We start from the raw sequence: 16,320 nt of genomic DNA, 5'->3' as shown, positions 1-16,320 counted from the left end.
GGACCATGTGGAGAATCCCAGGACCATGCGGCAAATGTCAAGCCCATACAGCAAATCACAAGCCCATGCGGCAAATCACAAGCCCATGCGGCAAATCACAAGCCCATGCAGCAAATCACAAGTCCATGCGGCAAATCGCAGGCCCATGCGGCAATTCACAGGTCCATGCAGCAAATCACAAGCCCATACAGCAAATCACACGCCCATGCAGCAAATCACAAACCCATGCGGCAATTCACAGGACCATGCGGCAAATCACAAGCCCATGCGGCAAATACCAAGCCCATACGGCAATTCACAGGCCCATGCTGCGAATCACAAGCCCATACGGCAAATCGCAGGCCAATGATGCATGAAATCAAAAAGGCTGCAGACACGCGGATGATCCGCTTTGTCTGCAGCCTGTTTTGGAACGTATGGAATTTTTCTCTTATGCGCGGGAGACGTACTCTCCTTCAGAGGTGTTGATGATCAGGCGGTCGCCTGAGTTGATGAAGAACGGAACCTGGACGACCAGGCCGGTTTCCATCGTTGCCGGCTTGGAGCCGCCGCTTGCCGTATCACCCTTGATGCCCGGCTCGGTTTCCGTCACCTCGAGTTCGACGGTTGCCGGAAGGTCGACGCCGAGCGTCTCGCCCTGATACTGGATCACATGGACTTCCATGTTCTCTTTAAGGAACTTCAGCTCATACTCGATTTGCGCTTCACCCAGCTCGATCTGCTCATAGTTGTCGTTGTCCATGAACACGTGCTGGTCACCGTTTGCATACAGGTACTGCATGCGGCGGTTGTCAATCTGTGCCCGCTCCACTTTTTCTCCGCCGCGGAATGTCTTCTCCGTGGTGTTCCCGTTGCGCAGGTTGCGGAGCTTGGAACGGACGAATGCCGCACCCTTGCCCGGCTTAACGTGCTGGAAATCCAGGACGCGATAGATGTCGCCGTCCACTTCGATCGTAAGACCGGTTTTAAAATCGTTTACAGAAATCATGTGAGATCCTCCATTTTCGCTTGTTATAGAATGATAAGCTGCTTCGGTGAGGACGTCAGCAGTTCACAGCCGTCTTCCGTGATGAGCACGTCGTCTTCAATGCGTACGCCGCCCAGGCCGGGAACGTAAATGCCCGGCTCGACCGTAACAACCATGCCCGGCTCAAGAACCGTATCGGAACGGAACGAAAGACCCGGCCCCTCATGGACCTCCAGACCGATTCCGTGACCCGTCGAATGTCCGAATGCTTCACCGTAGCCGTGTTCGCTGATGTAGTCCCTGGCGACGGCATCCGCCTCTCTCCCTGTCATACCCGGTTTAAGTGCGGAACATGCGCGCTGCTGGGCTTCCAGGACAATATGGTAGATTTTCTTGAGCTCTTCGGAGGGCTCGCCGACCGCGATGGTGCGTGTGATGTCCGATACATAGCCATCATACAGTGCACCGAAGTCCAATGTCACCATGTCGCCGTTTTCAATGACTTTGCCGGTCGCGACTCCGTGGGGCAGCGCCGAACGCTTGCCCGAAGCTACAATCGTGTCAAACGATGATTCCGCGGCACCCAGTCGGCGCATGCAGAACTCCAGCTCATTGGACACTTCCAGTTCGGTCACACCCGGCTTGATGAACGTGAGGATGTGGTCAAATGCCTCGTCGGCAATCTTGGCCGCCTTGCGGATGGTCATGAGTTCGTCGTCCGTTTTGATCATCCGGAGCTTCTCGATCACATCGGATACAGGAGTCCACTCCGCTTCTGCCACCTTGCGGAACTGATCGTATTCGGCATACGGAAGCGTATCCTGTTCAAAGCCGATGTTTTGGATTCCCATCGCTTTTACCTGTTCGGCGACCGCATCCTTCATCAGCCCGGACTGCTTCACGATGCGGTAACCGGATACCTGTTCCGAAGCTTGTTCCGTATATCGGAAATCTGTGATAAAAACAGCATCGTCACGCGAAATCACCGCCGTGCCGGCGGAGCCCGTGAAGCCGGTCAGGTAACGTCGGCTGTACGGATTCGTTACGAGAAACCCATCGATTCCGAGCGCATCGAAATAAGCACGGAATGCCTTTAATTTATCCATGATCATTCCCCTTTTCCCATCCGAAGGAGGGCGAGCATCGCCAGGTCGTATCCATAGGTCCCCATGCCCGCAATCTGCCCGGTGCACACCGGTGCAAGATACGAATGGTGCCTGAAGGCTTCCCGTTTATGTATATTCGAGATGTGCACTTCGATCGTCGGCAGCCCGGCATCAGCGACCGCATCACGGAGCGCGACCGAAGTATGGGTATAGGCCGCAGGATTAAAGATGATACCGTCCGTTCCGTCTTCGGCAGCCTCCTGTATCCTGTCGACAAGGTTGCCTTCGTGATTGGACTGATAAAATTCCAGGTCTGCCCCGTTCCCGTTGGCCAATTGACGGAGTCTCTGTTCCACATCGGAAAGTGTCTCGCTGCCATAGATATTGGGTTCCCTTTTACCGAGCCGGTTCAGGTTCGGACCGTTCAGACAGAGGATTCTCATCGCCAGCCCTCCTTTCAGCAGATTCTTCACCATTTTATCATAAGCAAGCAGACGGACAACGTTTTTCACGTGTCCGCCTGCTGTTTTTTATGGAATACCGCAGTTTCCATGACGAACCGCGTAGCGACAAGGATCATCGCCGCAAACGGAATGGATATGGCTTTCCGGAATTCATCATAGCCGTTGGGCCTTACAATCAGCCACTCAATCAGACCCGCGATCAGAAGTCCGGCGACGGCGGCCGTGATGGACACCTTCCACTTCCAGGACAGTGCGAAAAGATAATAGGAGACAAGTGCTACCAAGAAGATGGCAGCAAAAAGAAGCAGCCACTTGGCCTCCCACGACCCGCCAGCAAAAATTCCATAGCGTTTCTCCCAGCCTGTCGGATTCCATTTGATGAACTTGAAATAATGAAGAAACTTCAGGCCGGCTGTGAGCATCAGCGCCACTGCCCCTGCTGTCCAGAACGGCAGCAGTTTGAACATCGGATCACCTCCCGAATCTTCCATCATGATGGGAACAGGAGCCGGCGTTTATTCACAAAGCTCGTGATTATCCTTCAGGAGGACAGAAAAGCGGGCACCCCTGGTCGGGGTGCCCGCTTCATGCTTTATTGATAATGGATGATTACAGTCCGCACTTCAGCTGTGCCCCGCAGTTTGTGCAGGAGTTGCAGCCGCCGATCTCTTCGACTGTCCCTTTGCGGCAGACCGGGCACGTGTCCCCGATCTCCGAACCGATCGTGACATTGGTTGACCGGAGTGCCTGGATAGTGTCCACGAGGACGACCGGACGCTTTTCCTCGACCTTCTCCTCGATTTCCGCCTCAGGGTCGTTTTCCTCTGCCTTCAGCGTAAGTACCTGGGAGTCGCGGGAGCCGTCGACATAGACCGTCCCGCCCTTTGCGCCGCCGCGGTACAGGCGCTCGTATACCGATTCAACCTGCTCGACCGTATAGCCTTTCGGAGCGTTCACCGTTTTCGAGATGGAGCTGTCGATCCAGCGCTGGATGACACACTGCACGTCTGCATGCTCTTCAGGTGTCAGGTCCATGGAAGTGGCAAACCAGTCAGGCAGCTGATCCGGATCGGCATCCGGGTTGGCCCCGAGATAATCTTCCACGATCTCCGCCTTCACCTCGATGAACTTTCCGAGACGGCCGCTCCGGTAGTAAGTGAACGAGAAGTAAGGTTCCAGACCTGTGCTGACTCCGACCATCGTGCCCGTGGAGCCCGTCGGCGCGACCGTCAGCAGGTGCGAGTTGCGGATCCCGTGTTCAAGGACGCCCTGGCGGATATCCTCCGGCATGCCCTTCATGTAGCCGGTGTTGATGAACCGCTCCCGGAGCTGTTTTGTTTCTTCTGCCGTTTCCCCGACCAGGAACGGGAAGCTGCCCTTTTCCTTGGCGAGCTCAATCGATTCACGGTAGGCAGTTGTCGCGATGACTTCGAAGACTTCATCGACAAGCCGGTTGCCTTCCTCCGACCCGTAGCGTTTGCCGCAATAGATCAGCAGGTCAGCGAGCCCCATGACACCGAGTCCGACCCGGCGTTCACCGAGTGCCTGGCGCTCGTTTTCCGGAAGGAAGTAAGGTGTGGCATCGATGACATTGTCCTGCATCCTGACGCCTGTCCGCACAGTTTCACGGAGCTTGTCGTAGTCGACCTTGCGTGTTTCCCTGTCTGCCATCTCAGCAAGATTGACTGCTGCGAGGTTGCAGACGGAGTACGGAGCGAGCGGCTGCTCTCCGCATGGATTTGTCGCGACCACCTGCTGTCCGTAAGCTTTCGCATTTGTCATGTCGTTGGCATTGTCGATAAAGAAGATGCCCGGTTCCGCAGAATAGGTGGCGCAGATGTTGATGAGATTCCACAGCTCGCGTGCCTTCATGGAACGGTAAGTGCGGATGGCAAATCCGCGTTTTTCCCATTCCCGGACGTCTCCGACCTGATGCCACTCTTCGTTGTACACGTCCATCTCTTCAGGCGAATACTGCTCCACATAAGGGAAGCGGAGACGGTGTTCCCCGTCCTCCTCAACAGCCTTCATGAAGTCGGAAGTGAGGGTGACAGAGATGTTCGCGCCCGTCAGGAACTCAGGGTTATGGACGGAGTAAGTGCCTCCGTCGCGAAGCTTCTGCTCGGCATCACGGATGATGGCTTCATTGAAGCCGCCATGCCCCGGAATATTTTTATAGTTGACGATGCCCTGGTACATGGCTTCTTCCTGCTGCGTGAACGGCTTGAACTTCAGCTTCTCGTTTGCGAGTTTCCGGATGTGCTCATCATCCGTATTCTCAACCAGATAACGGAGAATGCGCGGGTTCTGCATTTTAGAAATGATGAACTCGGCGATGTCCGGGTGCCAGTCGGCGAGCATGATCATCTGCGCGCCCCGGCGGGACCCGCCCTGCTCGACCAGGTGGGTCAGCTTCGCGATGTCATCCAGCCAGGAAACCGAGCCGGACGATTTGCCGTTCACACCCCGGGCAAGTGTGTTGCGTGGACGAAGCGTGGAACCGTTCGTCCCGACGCCGCCGCCCCGGCTCATGATTTCCATCACCTGCTTGCGGTGATCCGAGATGCCTTCGCGGGAGTCTGCGACAAACGGCATGACGTAGCAGTTAAAGTACGTGACGTCCGTATCGGCACCGGCACCATAGAGGACGCGGCCGGCCGGGATGAAATTAAGCGAGACCAGCTCTTTGTAAAAGCGCTCGTACGATTCCCGCCGGGTCTCTTCATCTTTTTCTACCGAAGAAAGCCCTGTCGCGTTCCGCTTGGCAATCTGTTCATAAAAGACTTCGAGCGGCTTTTCGATGACCTCAAGGGGACGGGTGACGACGCCCTTTTCCTGTTCTGCCGGATCGTCGATCGCGGAACGGTAGTCCGGCTCGATCCAGATGTCCGCCAGGCCCTTGTCCTGATCAACCGAAAGAATATAGCCGAGGCCCCGTGCAGGGAATTTCGGGTCTTCCTTGACAGTCAGGACGACAAAGTCCCCTTCGCCCAGCGTCTTTTTCTCAGTATCCTTGAACGAGTAGCGGTCGATCATAACCAGACGGGAGACCCCTTTATGCATGATGTGCATCTCTTCCGTGACCGGATGGACCTGCGAAAAACCGGCAATGTCCCTGTTCAGTTTTGAAACGTCCAGCGTCGGTTGGTTTTTATGTGAAGCGATGACCAATACCATGACCTCCTCGGTAGTCCTCTTTGATTGATACTATATCTAGTATTATGTACTTCCCAACTCTACTACATGTTGAAACTCGGCATCAAGAACAGAATTTCACCCTTGACAATCCCGCAGATGCGTCAAGGTCATACGGCTACTGGCTTCGACACGTTTCGACAGAAAACGGGAGAGGAAAAATAATTCGAAAGTCCCTGATTCACTTTTTGAAGTTCCATGAGTCGTTCGAATACTTTTCTTCTTCCAGCTGACTGACAAGTTCCAAAATTTCCTTATCCGGATCCATTTTGATCAGCTCGACATCGAGTGCCTGCTCAAACCCCGAGCGGAACGCTTCCGCCACATCCGCCATTTCAACAGCGCGACCGGACAGTTCCTCGATCGACACTGCCTTTTTCTCCAGCTTTTCTTTCATCCTACGGCGGTGGTCTTCCGTCTTGAAGTTGAAAACGGAAACGAGCTTGTCGAGGTCCAGAGACACCGGGATCGAACCGTGCTGGAGAATCACGCCTTTTTGCCGTGTCTGAGCGCTGCCGGCGGCTTTCCTGCCCTCGACGACAAGCTCATACCAGCTCGGTGCATCAAAACAGACTGCACTTCTCGGTTGTTTCAGCGCATTCCGCTCTTCACGGGTGGCCGGAATCGCGAACTCCGCCTGCAGGCCGAGATTTCGGAACCCTTCCAGCAAACCCGCACTGATGACGCGGTACGCCTCGGTCACGGTTTCAGGCATGTCAGGATGGGACTCCGAAACGATGATGCTGTAGGTGAGTTCCCGGTCATGCAGCACGGCACGGCCGCCTGTGGGCCGCCTGACAAAACCAAGGCCCATTTCCTTTACTTTCTCCAGGTCGACCGCTTCTGCAGCTTTCTGGAAGTAGCCGACCGACAGCGTCGGAGGGTTCCATTCATAAAACCGTACGACCGGCGGGATCCGGCCTTTCGAGTGAAGTTCAAGCAACGCGTCGTCCATCGCCATATTGTAGGACGCGCTCTGCGGCCCGGAGTTGATGAACATCCATTTTTCGGTCATTTCCGACAGCCCCTTTCAAAAAAAGCACAATGGATTTAGTTTATCATAATCCCCTGGCTGTTTTGAGCACAATATTTTGTCCGACCGTGGACGAACTGCACCAGTTCTTTTATAATCTTAGGGAGAGAGAAAGGGGAAAATGGCTTTGGAATCACTTTATCTTATTTCCGCGATCCTATTCGGATTGATCATCTACATGCTCGTAACCCTGCTCAGGACCCGCAAGGCGGTGACCGCCCTTAGCCAGGAGGAGTTTATCTCAGGCTACCGGAAAGCCCAGCTGATCGATGTTCGCGAGCAGAAGGACTTTGACGCGGGGCATATCCTCGGCGCCCGCAACATTCCATTCACGCAATTCTCCCAGCGCTACAAGGAGATCCGTCCGGACAAGCCGGTGTATCTGTATGACCAGAACGGATCCCGGAGCGGCCGCGCCGCACTTTATCTGAAAAAACGCGGTTACGGGCAGCTTCACATGCTGCAGGGCGGATTCCGCCAGTGGACCGGTAAGGTCAAAACAAAGAAATAAAAATCAGGACGCCGCCGTGCAGAGATTTCTGCACGGCGGCGTTTGGTTTTGCGGGACGGGAATACCGGAGAATGTGTTCGATTTCGTCATTCACGCCGCCGGTTTCATCATTCGCACATGAATGGCGAATCTGGCGGGCCCAATGACCAAATTGGTGGCTCCAATGACGAAATTAAAAGGCCGAATGACGAAACCGGGCGAATCCGTAAGCCATCGCACAAGCGGCACGACATTCCCCGGCAAAAGAAAAGAACTGCAGACAAAGGAGCCATACACTCACTTTGTCTGCAGCCGGAGAAAAGGCCCGCAGCCAAGGCGGGCCTTTTCAAATGCTTGTAATCAGTTGACGGCAACCGGTTCCGCAGATTCCGGACGTTCGTACCTCAGCACAGGCTTCCGGGCTGCCTGTGTCTCGTCCAGGCGGCTCACGACAGTCGTGTGAGGCGCTTCCTGGACGATTTCCGGGTTCTCTTCCGTCTCGCGGGCGATCTGGATCATCGCATCGATAAACGCATCCAGCGTTTCCTTGGATTCCGTTTCGGTCGGTTCGATCATCATGCCTTCCTCTACGTTAAGCGGGAAGTAGATGGTCGGCGGGTGGAAGCCGAAGTCCAGCAGTCGCTTGGCAATATCGAGCGTGCGTACTCCGAGCTGCTTCTGGCGGCGGCCGCTCAGCACGAATTCATGCTTGCAGTGGCGGTCGTACGGCAGATCGAAGTGCGGCGCAAGGCGGCGCATCATGTAGTTTGCATTGAGTACCGCATATTCCGAAACAAGCTTCAGGCCATCCGCGCCCATGGAGCGGATATACGCATATGCGCGAACGTTGATCCCGAAGTTGCCGTAGAACGGCTTGATCCGGCCAATGGACTGCGGACGGTCATAGTCGAATGTGAATACATCGTCTTTCTTCACGAGGACCGGCTTCGGAAGGAACGGAATCAGTTCCTTTTTGACGCCTACCGGGCCTGAGCCCGGTCCGCCGCCGCCGTGAGGGCCGGTGAACGTCTTGTGGAGGTTCAGGTGGACAGCATCGAAGCCCATGTCCCCCGGGCGGACCTTGCTCATGATGGCATTCAGGTTTGCTCCGTCGTAATAGAGCTTGCCGCCTACGCCGTGGACGATTTCCGCCATTTCAAGGATGTTTTCCTCGAACAGGCCGAGCGTGTTCGGGTTGGTCAGCATGAGGGCCGCCGTGTCTTCCCCGGCTACACGCTTCAGGTCCTCAATGTCTACAAGTCCGTTTTCGTCGGACTTGACTGTGATCGTCTCCAGGCCGGCCACCGTCGCAGAAGCCGGGTTGGTCCCGTGCGCGGAGTCCGGGATGATGACTTTCGTCCGGTTGTGGTCTCCGTTTGCCTCATGGAAGGCACGGATCATCATGAGTGCCGTCCATTCGCCGTGTGCACCTGCTGCAGACTGGAGCGTCACTTCGTCCATTCCCGTAATTTCGACCAGATGCTCCTGGAGGTCGTACATGAGTTCCATTGCGCCCTGGACGGAGGATTCCTCTTGGAGCGGGTGGACATTTGCGAAGCCTGACAGGCGTGCCACAGCTTCATTGACCTTCGGATTGTACTTCATTGTGCACGAGCCGAGCGGGTAGAAACCGGAATCGACACCGTGGTTCCGTTTCGAAAGCGCGGTGTAGTGGCGCATGATATCAAGTTCGGATGCTTCAGGGAGCTCTGCCGGCTCCTCGCGGAGAAGCCCCTCAGGAAGCAGGCCGGCAAGATCGGTTTCCGGAACATCCAGTTCCGGAAGGCTGTATCCGATCCGGCCTTCTTTACTGATTTCAAAAATGAGCGGCTGATTTTCTTTATGCATGGATGGCCTCCATTTCCTGCACAAGTGCATCGATTTCTTCCTTCGTACGCTGTTCGGTCACCGCGATGAGCATGTGGCCTTCCAGTTCAGGATAAGTCAGCCCGAGGTGGTACCCGCCGATGATTCCGGCATCAAGCAGGCGGCCGTTCAGGTCTGCAACAGGCTCTTTGCATTTTACGACGAACTCGTTAAAGCTAGGGCCGCCGAACAGGACTTCATAACCGGCTTCTTTGAATGCCCGGATGGCATACTGCGTTTTCGAGATGTTCTGCATGGCCATCTCACGGACACCCTGCTTGCCGAGCGCCGACATTGCGACGGAAGCGGCCAGCGCGTTCAGTGCCTGGTTCGAGCAGATGTTGGACGTTGCTTTATCGCGGCGGATATGCTGCTCACGAGCCTGGAGTGTCAGGACGTAGCCGCGGCGGCCTTCCTCGTCGTTTGTCTCGCCCACGAGGCGTCCCGGAACTTTCCGCATCAGCTTCTTGGTGACGGCAAAATAACCGCAATGCGGGCCGCCGAAGGCTTCAGGGATACCGAACGGCTGTGCATCGCCGACTGTGATGTCTGCGCCCAGTTTGCCCGGAGGCGTCAGGACGGCAAGCGCGAGAGGGTTCGAGGAGACGATGAACAGCGACTTGTTTTCATGAGCGATGTCAGCCGCTTCCCGGATATTCTCAACCTGTCCGAAGAAGTTCGGATACTGGACCATGACTCCGGCCGTATCTCCGTCAATCATGCTGCGGAGTGCGTCGTAATCCGTCTGCCCATCCTTCAGCGGGATTTCGAGGACGTCAATTGACTGGCCCAGTGCATAGGTTTTTACAACATCCCGGTATTCCGGATGGACAGCTTCCGAAATCAGAAGCTTTTTGCGTCGCGTATGGCCCGCCGCAAGCATCCCTGCCTCTGCAAGGGAAGTCCCTCCGTCATACATCGAGGAGTTTGCAATGTCCATGCCCGTCAGTTCGCAGATCATCGACTGGAATTCGAAGATCGCCTGGAGCTCACCCTGGGAAAATTCCGGCTGGTATGGCGTATAGGCCGTATAGAACTCGGAGCGCGAAATGACATGGTCGACGATGACCGGCTTGTAATGATCATAGACGCCCGCCCCGAGGAATGATGCATGGGAGTTGGTGTCGGCATTTTGGCCCGCAAGTCCGGAAAGTTCCTTCAGAAGATCTGTTTCGGAAAGCATCGGCTTCAGATCATACTGTCGGTCAAAACGGACTTTTTCGGGGATGTCACTGAAAAGTTCGTCGATGGATTCGACGCCGATCGTATCAAGCATTTGTTTCTTGTCCGATTCGGTCATCGGCAAATAACGGTGCTTCATCATTCTGAACCTCTTTCTAATTTAGGATTTCGCGCGTTTGTAGAACGGAGTTTCGACAATTTCAGCCTTGAGGCGTTTTTTGCGTACTTCTACTTCGACAACATCACCCAGGACAGCATGTTCGGTACCGACGAGGATGTTGCCGATGTTCAGGCCCAAAGTCGGAGATTGGGTTCCGGTTGTGACTTCACCGATTTTTCCCTCACCCTTATAGACGGCGTAACCCGTGCGCGGGATACCCTTGTCAATCATCCGGATGCCGGCGAGTTTGCGCGGAACACCCTCTTCTTTCTGGCGGACGAGGGCTTCCTTGCCGATAAAGTCGGCTTCCTTGCCAAGCTTCACGGCAAAGCCGAGCCCGGCCTCAAGAGGGGAGATTTCTTCGTCCATTTCCTGGCCGTACAGCGGAAGGCCAGCCTCGAAGCGGAGCGTGTCACGGGCGCCGAGCCCTGCAGGCACCACGCCGTCCTTTTCGCCTTCCTTCAGGATCTTTTCCCAGAGCGCACGTGCGGATTCCGGCGACGTGTAGATTTCAAAGCCATCTTCTCCGGTATAGCCTGTGCGCGAAACGAGCGCCTGGTTGCCCGAGATGCTGACATTCTCTTTGAAGCGGAAGAATCTGATGTCCGCAAGCGGTTCATCCGTCAGCCTGGAGAGAACTGCCTCCGCTTTCGGTCCCTGCAGTGCCAGGAGTGCATAATCCGCCGACACATCTGTGACAGTGACATCACCTTCGGCATGCTGTTTCATCCACTCTACATCTTTCTTGGTGTTGGCAGCATTGACGACAAGAAAATACTTGTCATCGGACATTTTGTAGATCAGCAGGTCATCGATCGTGCCGCCCTGTTCGTTGCACATGATCGTGTACTGGGCACGTCCGTCCGTAAGTTTCGAAACATCATTGGTCATGAGTTTCTGAAGAAATGCGGTGCTGTCCTTTCCTTCGACAAGAACTTCTCCCATGTGGGAAACATCGAAAAGGCCCGCACTTGTCCGTACCGCCTCATGTTCCGACTTGATTCCGGAAAACTGGACGGGAAGGTCCCATCCTCCAAAGTCGATTGTTTTTCCCCCGTGACCGGCGTACAGGTCGTAAAGCGGGGTGCGCTGCAAGGTAGTTTCCGCCATTGCACTTCTCCTCCGTTTCATCCAGATGTAAAAAAGGACAGAGAGACCCGTTAAATGGGGTCCTCTGTCCTGTCACCTGAAAGTTTTCCTGCTCGGTTTTCCTCGTTGGTGGCCGGCTGATCCGGCGCTCTCCAGAGATGCGTCCTGTACGAGTCTTTTTGCCTGAGAGATTCATAACACCCGTTACTTGCTCCTTCGGCGACGCACTTGTGCGTTCTCTCCCCGTACAATCATCCGCCCGGCAGATGCCGGTTATTCAGCTGTAGGTCAAGCGATGGTTCTGCCGCTTTGCCTATATCCTAACATTGAATTTTGAGAAAGGCAATATCTTTTCAAAAGCGGATCCATAAACGAACGAAACTAAAACCGGAATCCGATAAAGTTCGGATTCCGGCACTTGTTCAGCGCTTTTCTCTGCCTTTCAGCCGTCTGACCTGCCTGGCGGCATAATCAGTGGCTTGGCGGAGGCTGCGCCCCTTCGTATTGACGGTGATATGGGCGGTCTTCTTGTAGACCTTTTTGCGCTCGTTGTAGAGCTTCTGGAGTTCCTCGCGTGTCGAACGCTGAACGATCGGGCGGTTCTTGTCAGTCCGGATGCGTCTCCAGATTTCGAAAAACGGCGCATTGAGGAACAGGACAAGACCGGTCTGCCGGAGAAGTTTTTGGTTTTCGGGACGCATCGGCGTCCCGCCGCCCGTCGAGATGATGCACCACTCATCCCGGAAATTCCGCAGAAAATCTGTTTCCATCTGGCGGAAGTGCTCTTCGCCGTATTGTTCAAAAATCTGCGGAATCTTCATGCCCGCCTGCTTCTCGATCTCCCTGTCCATATCGTAGTACGGGAGGCGCAGTGCGTAGCTCAGCCGCTTCCCGATCGCCGACTTTCCAGACCCCATGTAGCCGATCAGGTATACCTTTTTCATCTTCCCACCTGCCTAAAAGCGGTTCCGCTTCGCTAAAATACGACTCGATTTTTCTAATCGTATCACGAGCGTGAGAAGATTCCAATAACGTAAAAGCCTGCATTTGTGCCAGATAGGCATTTGTGACGAAAAGAACGAAGCCGGAAACGAGGAAAAGGAGGAGAATCGCAGCGGGCAGCATCCCGCCTTCTTCATTTCTCAGCCAAAAGCAGATGATGGAGCGTCCCCCTTTCGGTTCCATCAATAAAGGCGGCCCGGATGGACAGTTCGTTTTCTTCCGTCGTGAATGTGACGGATCGGACACCGGTCAGCATCGGTTCATGCCCCTCGCCGTTCACCCGCTTCCGGATCAGTGATTGATCCGGATAGTGACCGATCTCAGTCACTTTATTTCCGCTGATAATGTGGAGCCGGCTCCCGTGCTCGAGAATCTGCACCCCGTCCACGGCTTTCAGATATTCGGCCAGCTCGTAGCGGAACAGCTCCCATTCCACGGAAGCCGGATCACCGACATGGTGGATCAAGCCGGTGGTATACCGGAAAAATCCTGCAAACAGGATGAAAAACACAGAAAGGATCGCAAGGTGAAGCAGAGCTTCGATGAATGTATATCCCCTCTCACCGATCCGGCTCATAGCAGCGCGACTGCCAGCCGGAGATTGCCTTGTATGAAACACAGATTCCCCCTCCCTGCATCCGCCAGTCGAACATCACATTACCGATTAGCCGTGACCCTTCAATCGCACCTGTCAGGTAATGCCCGTCCACCGCATCGGATGCGACAGATGCTGCCTGGGCCGCGAGTTTCTCCTCTTCCAGGTTCATCGCCATCCTGTCCATCAGGGGAAGCAGAGATGTGAAAATCACATAGACAATCAGTAGCGACAGAAGGGATTCCGGAAATGAAAATCCCCGCTCACCGGACAATCGTGACCCTCCCTTTTCCAATATGGACAATGACCCTCGTGTCGCCATCCGGTGTGTGGAAATGCAGGGTCCCGAAGGCCCTGGCAGATCCCAGACTGGTGAACTCAACCTGTTTCAGCGTGCTGAATCCTGCAAGAGACACCCCATCGGGGAGACGGCGCCTGAACAGGACCGCGCCGCCTGCCCCTGAGGCCACGTAGGTACCATCAGGAAGAAATACAATTTTCGTATATTCCCCATTGGCAAGGGCATGTGTCTGGATGGCCTGGATATCCAGCTTTAATTGTTCCTGAAACGGGATCGGTTCGGTGTTCTGCAGTGTTTTTGAAGCCGACACCGCGTAGCCGAGACCGGTAACCGCCATGACGACTGCCAGAACAAGGAGCATCTCGGTGTATGTGAACCCGTATGACAGATTATGGGTTCGTGACGGTGACCGCACCATTATTTACAACAATCGTCCTTCCGTCCGAGCAGGTAAGATCATTCTCACTTTCAAGATAGTCCGGCACCAGCGCAGCTGCCGTAGCGGGATTTTCTTTGTTCTTCAGTTTGTATGCCTGGACCTGGCCTTCGACCATCTGCTCCAGAGCCTCGCACCCGGTTTCGTCAATTTCGGCGGCCCGCTTCGTCACATTCGGGATGGCCAGGAGGATCAGAACCGAAATGACGAGAAGGACGATCATCATTTCAATCAGCGTGAATCCCGATTGGCTTTTGAGTCGCTTGAACATAAGTACCCCCTTTTTATAGTTCGACCATACTGTAGACAGGAAGCATCAGGGCAAGGTATGCACCCATGATGCATATCGCAAGAATTCCGAACAAAACGGGCTGGATGACAGCGATCATCTTTTCCGATTCCTCGCCGATTTTTTCATCAATAAGTTCACTGTAGACAAGCATCTCTTTCGGAAGGTGGCCGCCTTCTTCACCATGCCGGATGAAGGATGGAAAATCGGGCATGAAACCTCCGGCATGACGGACCGCTTCATGAAGCGGATCTCCCATAAGGATCCGGTTCCCGGCTGTCCTCGTCATATGGGCAAGCATGGAGTGCCCGTCCTGCCCGGCAAGAATCCCGATCGCCTGCTGCAGCGGTATTCCTCCTCCGAGAAGGGATCCCATTTCCCTGGCAAAGACGGAGGTGTGGCCCATGCGGACCCATCTCGACAGGACGGGAACTGAATGGATGACCCTCAATTTCACTTCCGCGGATTTTCCGGACCACATGAGAAAGGCAATAATGGACAGCACAGCAAGTACGGCCACAGCCCCCGCAAGGTAATCAGGAATTCTCAGCAAGAACGCTGAAAAGGCCATCGCCTCCCCGCCGCCTCTTCCGGCCAGCATCTTTTCCATGTTCGGCATGAAAAAGGTTCTGAAGAGGATGAATAGGAGCGAGATGAAACCGAAAAGAACAGCGGGGTATAAAGTAGCCTTCCGCAGCTTCTCCATCGTCCTCCCCCTTCGCCTGATGCGGTCCGACACCGTCCTGATCGCATCAGGCAGATTGCCGTGGCTGACTGCGATTCCGACAGGTACCAGGAGTGCCGGCGAGAATCCGATATTTTTCAGGATCTCATCCGGCGCCTCGCCCGCACGGAGATTCCTTTCCAGCACCTGCTCGGCACCGCCCGGGTCGTCGAGATGGTGGGGAAGGAGCATGCGAACCGAATCGTGGAAGGTATACCCTTCATCCATCAGTCCTGCGGCCCGGTATAGGAAGCGTTCCGGCTGTTGAATCCTGCGCCTCGCCTTCCGTTGCATAAAGGACAACGCCATGTCGGATCTCCTCCTTCCGGTCGAGTGTCAGCCTTTCCGGCATGATAAATGGTTCTCCCTCCCTGAGGGACCGGAATGCATCCGCGAGCAGCTCGCCGTGCAGGATTTCGAAAAGCGCCTTTCGGCCTCCCGACCCTTCCCCAAGCCTCTGTGCACAGATCATGGCCACTGTCTGTCTGAGCTCTTCCAGTTGGATGCCGAATTCGGTCATCCTGAACAAACTGCCTGTTGTATCCCGGGAATGTACAGTTGCCACGACAAGGTGCCCGGTCAGCGCGGCCTGGACTGCCACCTTTGCGGTATCCGAATCCCGAATCTCTCCGATCATGATCACATCCGGCGAATGACGGAGGATCGCTTTCAATCCCGCGGAATAGGTGATTCCGGCACGCTCGTTCACCTGGATCTGGAGAAGATGCGGCTGGCTGCGCTCAACCGGGTCCTCGAGGGAGATCACATGCCTGCCCAGCTTTTCTGCACAATGACGGGTCACAGAATACATCGTGGTCGTTTTGCCGCTCCCTGTCGGCCCGGTAAAAAAGATCATTCCCTGCCGCATACCGGCCGCTTCAAGCAGCAGTGAAGCAGCCTCCGGGTCATCAGTCAGTTTCCCGACAGGAAGAGCCTCTTCATGCGGCTGGAACCGGATCGCGGCGCTTTCCTTAAGATTCACAGACGGCAGTGTCGAAATCCTGAATGAGTAACGTGATTTTCCGAAGTTAAGCGAAAAAGCGCCGCTCTGGGGCTTTCTCCGTTCGCCGATGTCGAGCGAAGACAGGTACTTATAAAAGGAGATGATCCGCTCACCAAGTTCCAACGGAATCTCCGCTGCCGTGATAATCCCCCTCCCCTTTCTGTGCTGGATTTCGTATGTCCGGCCGGACGGGTTCAGATGAAGGTCTGTCGCCCCCTCTCCGAGCGCCCGGCCCAGGAGTTCCACGGCTTTCTGTTCGATGAGGTTTTCCATCGTCTGCCGCCTCTCTGCCAAGTTGATTGACAAGAAAGGACCGCTCTTTCCTGTCATCCTGAGTATAGAACGGAGGGAACCCGGTTGACAGTCAACCCGCAGACATCGCAAAATGAGCCATTTTCCGATGCCGTTTTTGAAAAAT

At 55.0% G+C, this 16,320-nt stretch carries 17 protein-coding genes and 1 riboswitch; of the genes, 1 reads left to right on the top strand and 16 read right to left on the bottom strand.

The window, feature by feature from the left end; genetic code table 11:
• Positions 1–430 precede the first annotated feature (430 nt).
• The 6 genes from efp to AV656_RS02330 form a co-directional block, all read right to left on the bottom strand.
• Positions 431–988, bottom strand: a complete 558-nt coding sequence (gene efp, locus AV656_RS02355) for an elongation factor P (RefSeq protein ID WP_063178417.1) — start codon at positions 986–988, stop codon at positions 431–433.
• 23 nt (positions 989–1,011) lie between these two features.
• A complete protein-coding gene (locus AV656_RS02350) occupies positions 1,012–2,073 on the bottom strand; it encodes a M24 family metallopeptidase (RefSeq protein ID WP_063178415.1) in 1,062 nt (353 codons plus the stop codon).
• Positions 2,074–2,075: 2 nt separating this feature from the next.
• The gene (aroQ, locus tag AV656_RS02345) at positions 2,076–2,516 is read right to left on the bottom strand and encodes a type II 3-dehydroquinate dehydratase (RefSeq protein ID WP_063178911.1); all 441 of its coding nucleotides are present in this window, start codon (positions 2,514–2,516) and stop codon (positions 2,076–2,078) included.
• Positions 2,517–2,581: 65 nt separating this feature from the next.
• Positions 2,582–3,004 (bottom strand): hypothetical protein, encoded by a 423-nt coding sequence (locus tag AV656_RS02340; protein WP_063178413.1) that lies wholly within the window; start codon positions 3,002–3,004, stop codon positions 2,582–2,584.
• A gap of 142 nt (positions 3,005–3,146) precedes the next feature.
• The gene (locus AV656_RS02335; protein ID WP_063178411.1) at positions 3,147–5,714 is read right to left on the bottom strand and encodes a vitamin B12-dependent ribonucleotide reductase; all 2,568 of its coding nucleotides are present in this window, start codon (positions 5,712–5,714) and stop codon (positions 3,147–3,149) included.
• Positions 5,715–5,913: 199 nt separating this feature from the next.
• Entirely contained in the window at positions 5,914–6,747 is an 834-nt protein-coding gene (locus tag AV656_RS02330; RefSeq protein WP_063178409.1) for a lipoate--protein ligase family protein, read from the bottom strand.
• 139 nt (positions 6,748–6,886) lie between these two features.
• Here AV656_RS02330 and AV656_RS02325 point away from each other — a divergent pair, with 139 nt between their 5' ends.
• Positions 6,887–7,276, top strand: a complete 390-nt coding sequence (locus tag AV656_RS02325; RefSeq protein ID WP_197462188.1) for a rhodanese-like domain-containing protein — start codon at positions 6,887–6,889, stop codon at positions 7,274–7,276.
• A 339-nt stretch (positions 7,277–7,615) separates the two neighbouring features.
• Here the strand turns inward: AV656_RS02325 and gcvPB are convergent, their stop codons facing one another.
• The 10 genes from gcvPB to comGA form a co-directional block, all read right to left on the bottom strand.
• Positions 7,616–9,103 carry an aminomethyl-transferring glycine dehydrogenase subunit GcvPB gene (gcvPB, locus tag AV656_RS02320; protein WP_063178405.1) on the bottom strand — a complete coding sequence of 496 codons (1,488 nt, stop codon included), beginning with the start codon at positions 9,101–9,103 and terminating at the stop codon, positions 7,616–7,618.
• Positions 9,096–10,442, bottom strand: coding sequence for an aminomethyl-transferring glycine dehydrogenase subunit GcvPA (gene gcvPA, locus AV656_RS02315; protein ID WP_063178909.1), 1,347 nt, complete (start codon positions 10,440–10,442; stop codon positions 9,096–9,098). The genes gcvPB and gcvPA overlap by 8 nt, the downstream gene beginning before the upstream one ends.
• A 21-nt stretch (positions 10,443–10,463) precedes the next feature.
• Positions 10,464–11,573: a glycine cleavage system aminomethyltransferase GcvT gene (gene gcvT / locus AV656_RS02310; RefSeq protein ID WP_063178403.1), complete on the bottom strand. Its 1,110-nt coding sequence runs from the start codon at positions 11,571–11,573 to the stop codon at positions 10,464–10,466.
• 140 nt (positions 11,574–11,713) lie between these two features.
• A riboswitch (glycine riboswitch) is annotated at positions 11,714–11,807 on the bottom strand.
• A gap of 167 nt (positions 11,808–11,974) precedes the next feature.
• Positions 11,975–12,496 carry a shikimate kinase gene (locus AV656_RS02305; RefSeq protein ID WP_063178401.1) on the bottom strand — a complete coding sequence of 174 codons (522 nt, stop codon included), beginning with the start codon at positions 12,494–12,496 and terminating at the stop codon, positions 11,975–11,977.
• 191 nt (positions 12,497–12,687) lie between these two features.
• Entirely contained in the window at positions 12,688–13,131 is a 444-nt protein-coding gene (gene comGF / locus AV656_RS02300) for a competence type IV pilus minor pilin ComGF (protein ID WP_063178399.1), read from the bottom strand.
• Positions 13,115–13,423, bottom strand: a complete 309-nt coding sequence (locus AV656_RS02295) for a type II secretion system protein (RefSeq protein WP_063178397.1) — start codon at positions 13,421–13,423, stop codon at positions 13,115–13,117. The genes comGF and AV656_RS02295 overlap by 17 nt, the downstream gene beginning before the upstream one ends.
• Positions 13,413–13,868, bottom strand: a complete 456-nt coding sequence (locus AV656_RS02290) for a hypothetical protein (protein ID WP_156484778.1) — start codon at positions 13,866–13,868, stop codon at positions 13,413–13,415. Before AV656_RS02290 ends, AV656_RS02295 begins: the two co-directional genes overlap by 11 nt.
• The gene (gene comGC / locus AV656_RS02285; RefSeq protein WP_063178393.1) at positions 13,840–14,157 is read right to left on the bottom strand and encodes a competence type IV pilus major pilin ComGC; all 318 of its coding nucleotides are present in this window, start codon (positions 14,155–14,157) and stop codon (positions 13,840–13,842) included. Before comGC ends, AV656_RS02290 begins: the two co-directional genes overlap by 29 nt.
• Positions 14,158–14,170: 13 nt before the next feature.
• Positions 14,171–15,208 (bottom strand): competence type IV pilus assembly protein ComGB, encoded by a 1,038-nt coding sequence (gene comGB, locus AV656_RS02280; RefSeq protein WP_082818568.1) that lies wholly within the window; start codon positions 15,206–15,208, stop codon positions 14,171–14,173.
• The gene (gene comGA / locus AV656_RS02275) at positions 15,120–16,208 is read right to left on the bottom strand and encodes a competence type IV pilus ATPase ComGA (RefSeq protein ID WP_331711545.1); all 1,089 of its coding nucleotides are present in this window, start codon (positions 16,206–16,208) and stop codon (positions 15,120–15,122) included. Before comGA ends, comGB begins: the two co-directional genes overlap by 89 nt.
• Positions 16,209–16,320: the final 112 nt, after the last annotated feature.

The sequence above is a fragment of the Bhargavaea cecembensis genome, assembly GCF_001619585.1.
GTDB lineage: Bacteria > Bacillota > Bacilli > Bacillales_A > Planococcaceae > Bhargavaea > Bhargavaea cecembensis_A.
The sequence above is the reverse complement of the archived record's forward strand: the minus strand, read 5'-3'. Positions and strand labels throughout refer to the sequence as shown.

Bases quoted from the DNA above. Each gene is read 5' to 3' on its own strand.
- efp (WP_063178417.1), bottom strand. From the start codon at position 988: ATGATTTCTGTAAACGATTTTAAAACCGGTCTTACGATCGAAGTGGAC.
- AV656_RS02350 (WP_063178415.1), bottom strand. From the start codon at position 2,073: ATGGATAAATTAAAGGCATTCCGTGCTTATTTCGATGCGCTCGGAATC.
- aroQ (WP_063178911.1), bottom strand. From the start codon at position 2,516: ATGAGAATCCTCTGTCTGAACGGTCCGAACCTGAACCGGCTCGGTAAA.
- AV656_RS02340 (WP_063178413.1), bottom strand. From the start codon at position 3,004: ATGTTCAAACTGCTGCCGTTCTGGACAGCAGGGGCAGTGGCGCTGATG.
- AV656_RS02335 (WP_063178411.1), bottom strand. From the start codon at position 5,714: ATGGTATTGGTCATCGCTTCACATAAAAACCAACCGACGCTGGACGTT.
- AV656_RS02330 (WP_063178409.1), bottom strand. From the start codon at position 6,747: ATGACCGAAAAATGGATGTTCATCAACTCCGGGCCGCAGAGCGCGTCC.
- AV656_RS02325 (WP_197462188.1), top strand. From the start codon at position 6,887: ATGGCTTTGGAATCACTTTATCTTATTTCCGCGATCCTATTCGGATTG.
- gcvPB (WP_063178405.1), bottom strand. From the start codon at position 9,103: ATGCATAAAGAAAATCAGCCGCTCATTTTTGAAATCAGTAAAGAAGGC.
- gcvPA (WP_063178909.1), bottom strand. From the start codon at position 10,442: ATGAAGCACCGTTATTTGCCGATGACCGAATCGGACAAGAAACAAATG.
- gcvT (WP_063178403.1), bottom strand. From the start codon at position 11,573: ATGGCGGAAACTACCTTGCAGCGCACCCCGCTTTACGACCTGTACGCC.
- AV656_RS02305 (WP_063178401.1), bottom strand. From the start codon at position 12,496: ATGAAAAAGGTATACCTGATCGGCTACATGGGGTCTGGAAAGTCGGCG.
- comGF (WP_063178399.1), bottom strand. From the start codon at position 13,131: ATGAGCCGGATCGGTGAGAGGGGATATACATTCATCGAAGCTCTGCTT.
- AV656_RS02290 (WP_156484778.1), bottom strand. From the start codon at position 13,868: ATGGTGCGGTCACCGTCACGAACCCATAATCTGTCATACGGGTTCACA.
- comGC (WP_063178393.1), bottom strand. From the start codon at position 14,157: ATGTTCAAGCGACTCAAAAGCCAATCGGGATTCACGCTGATTGAAATG.
- comGB (WP_082818568.1), bottom strand. From the start codon at position 15,208: ATGGCGTTGTCCTTTATGCAACGGAAGGCGAGGCGCAGGATTCAACAG.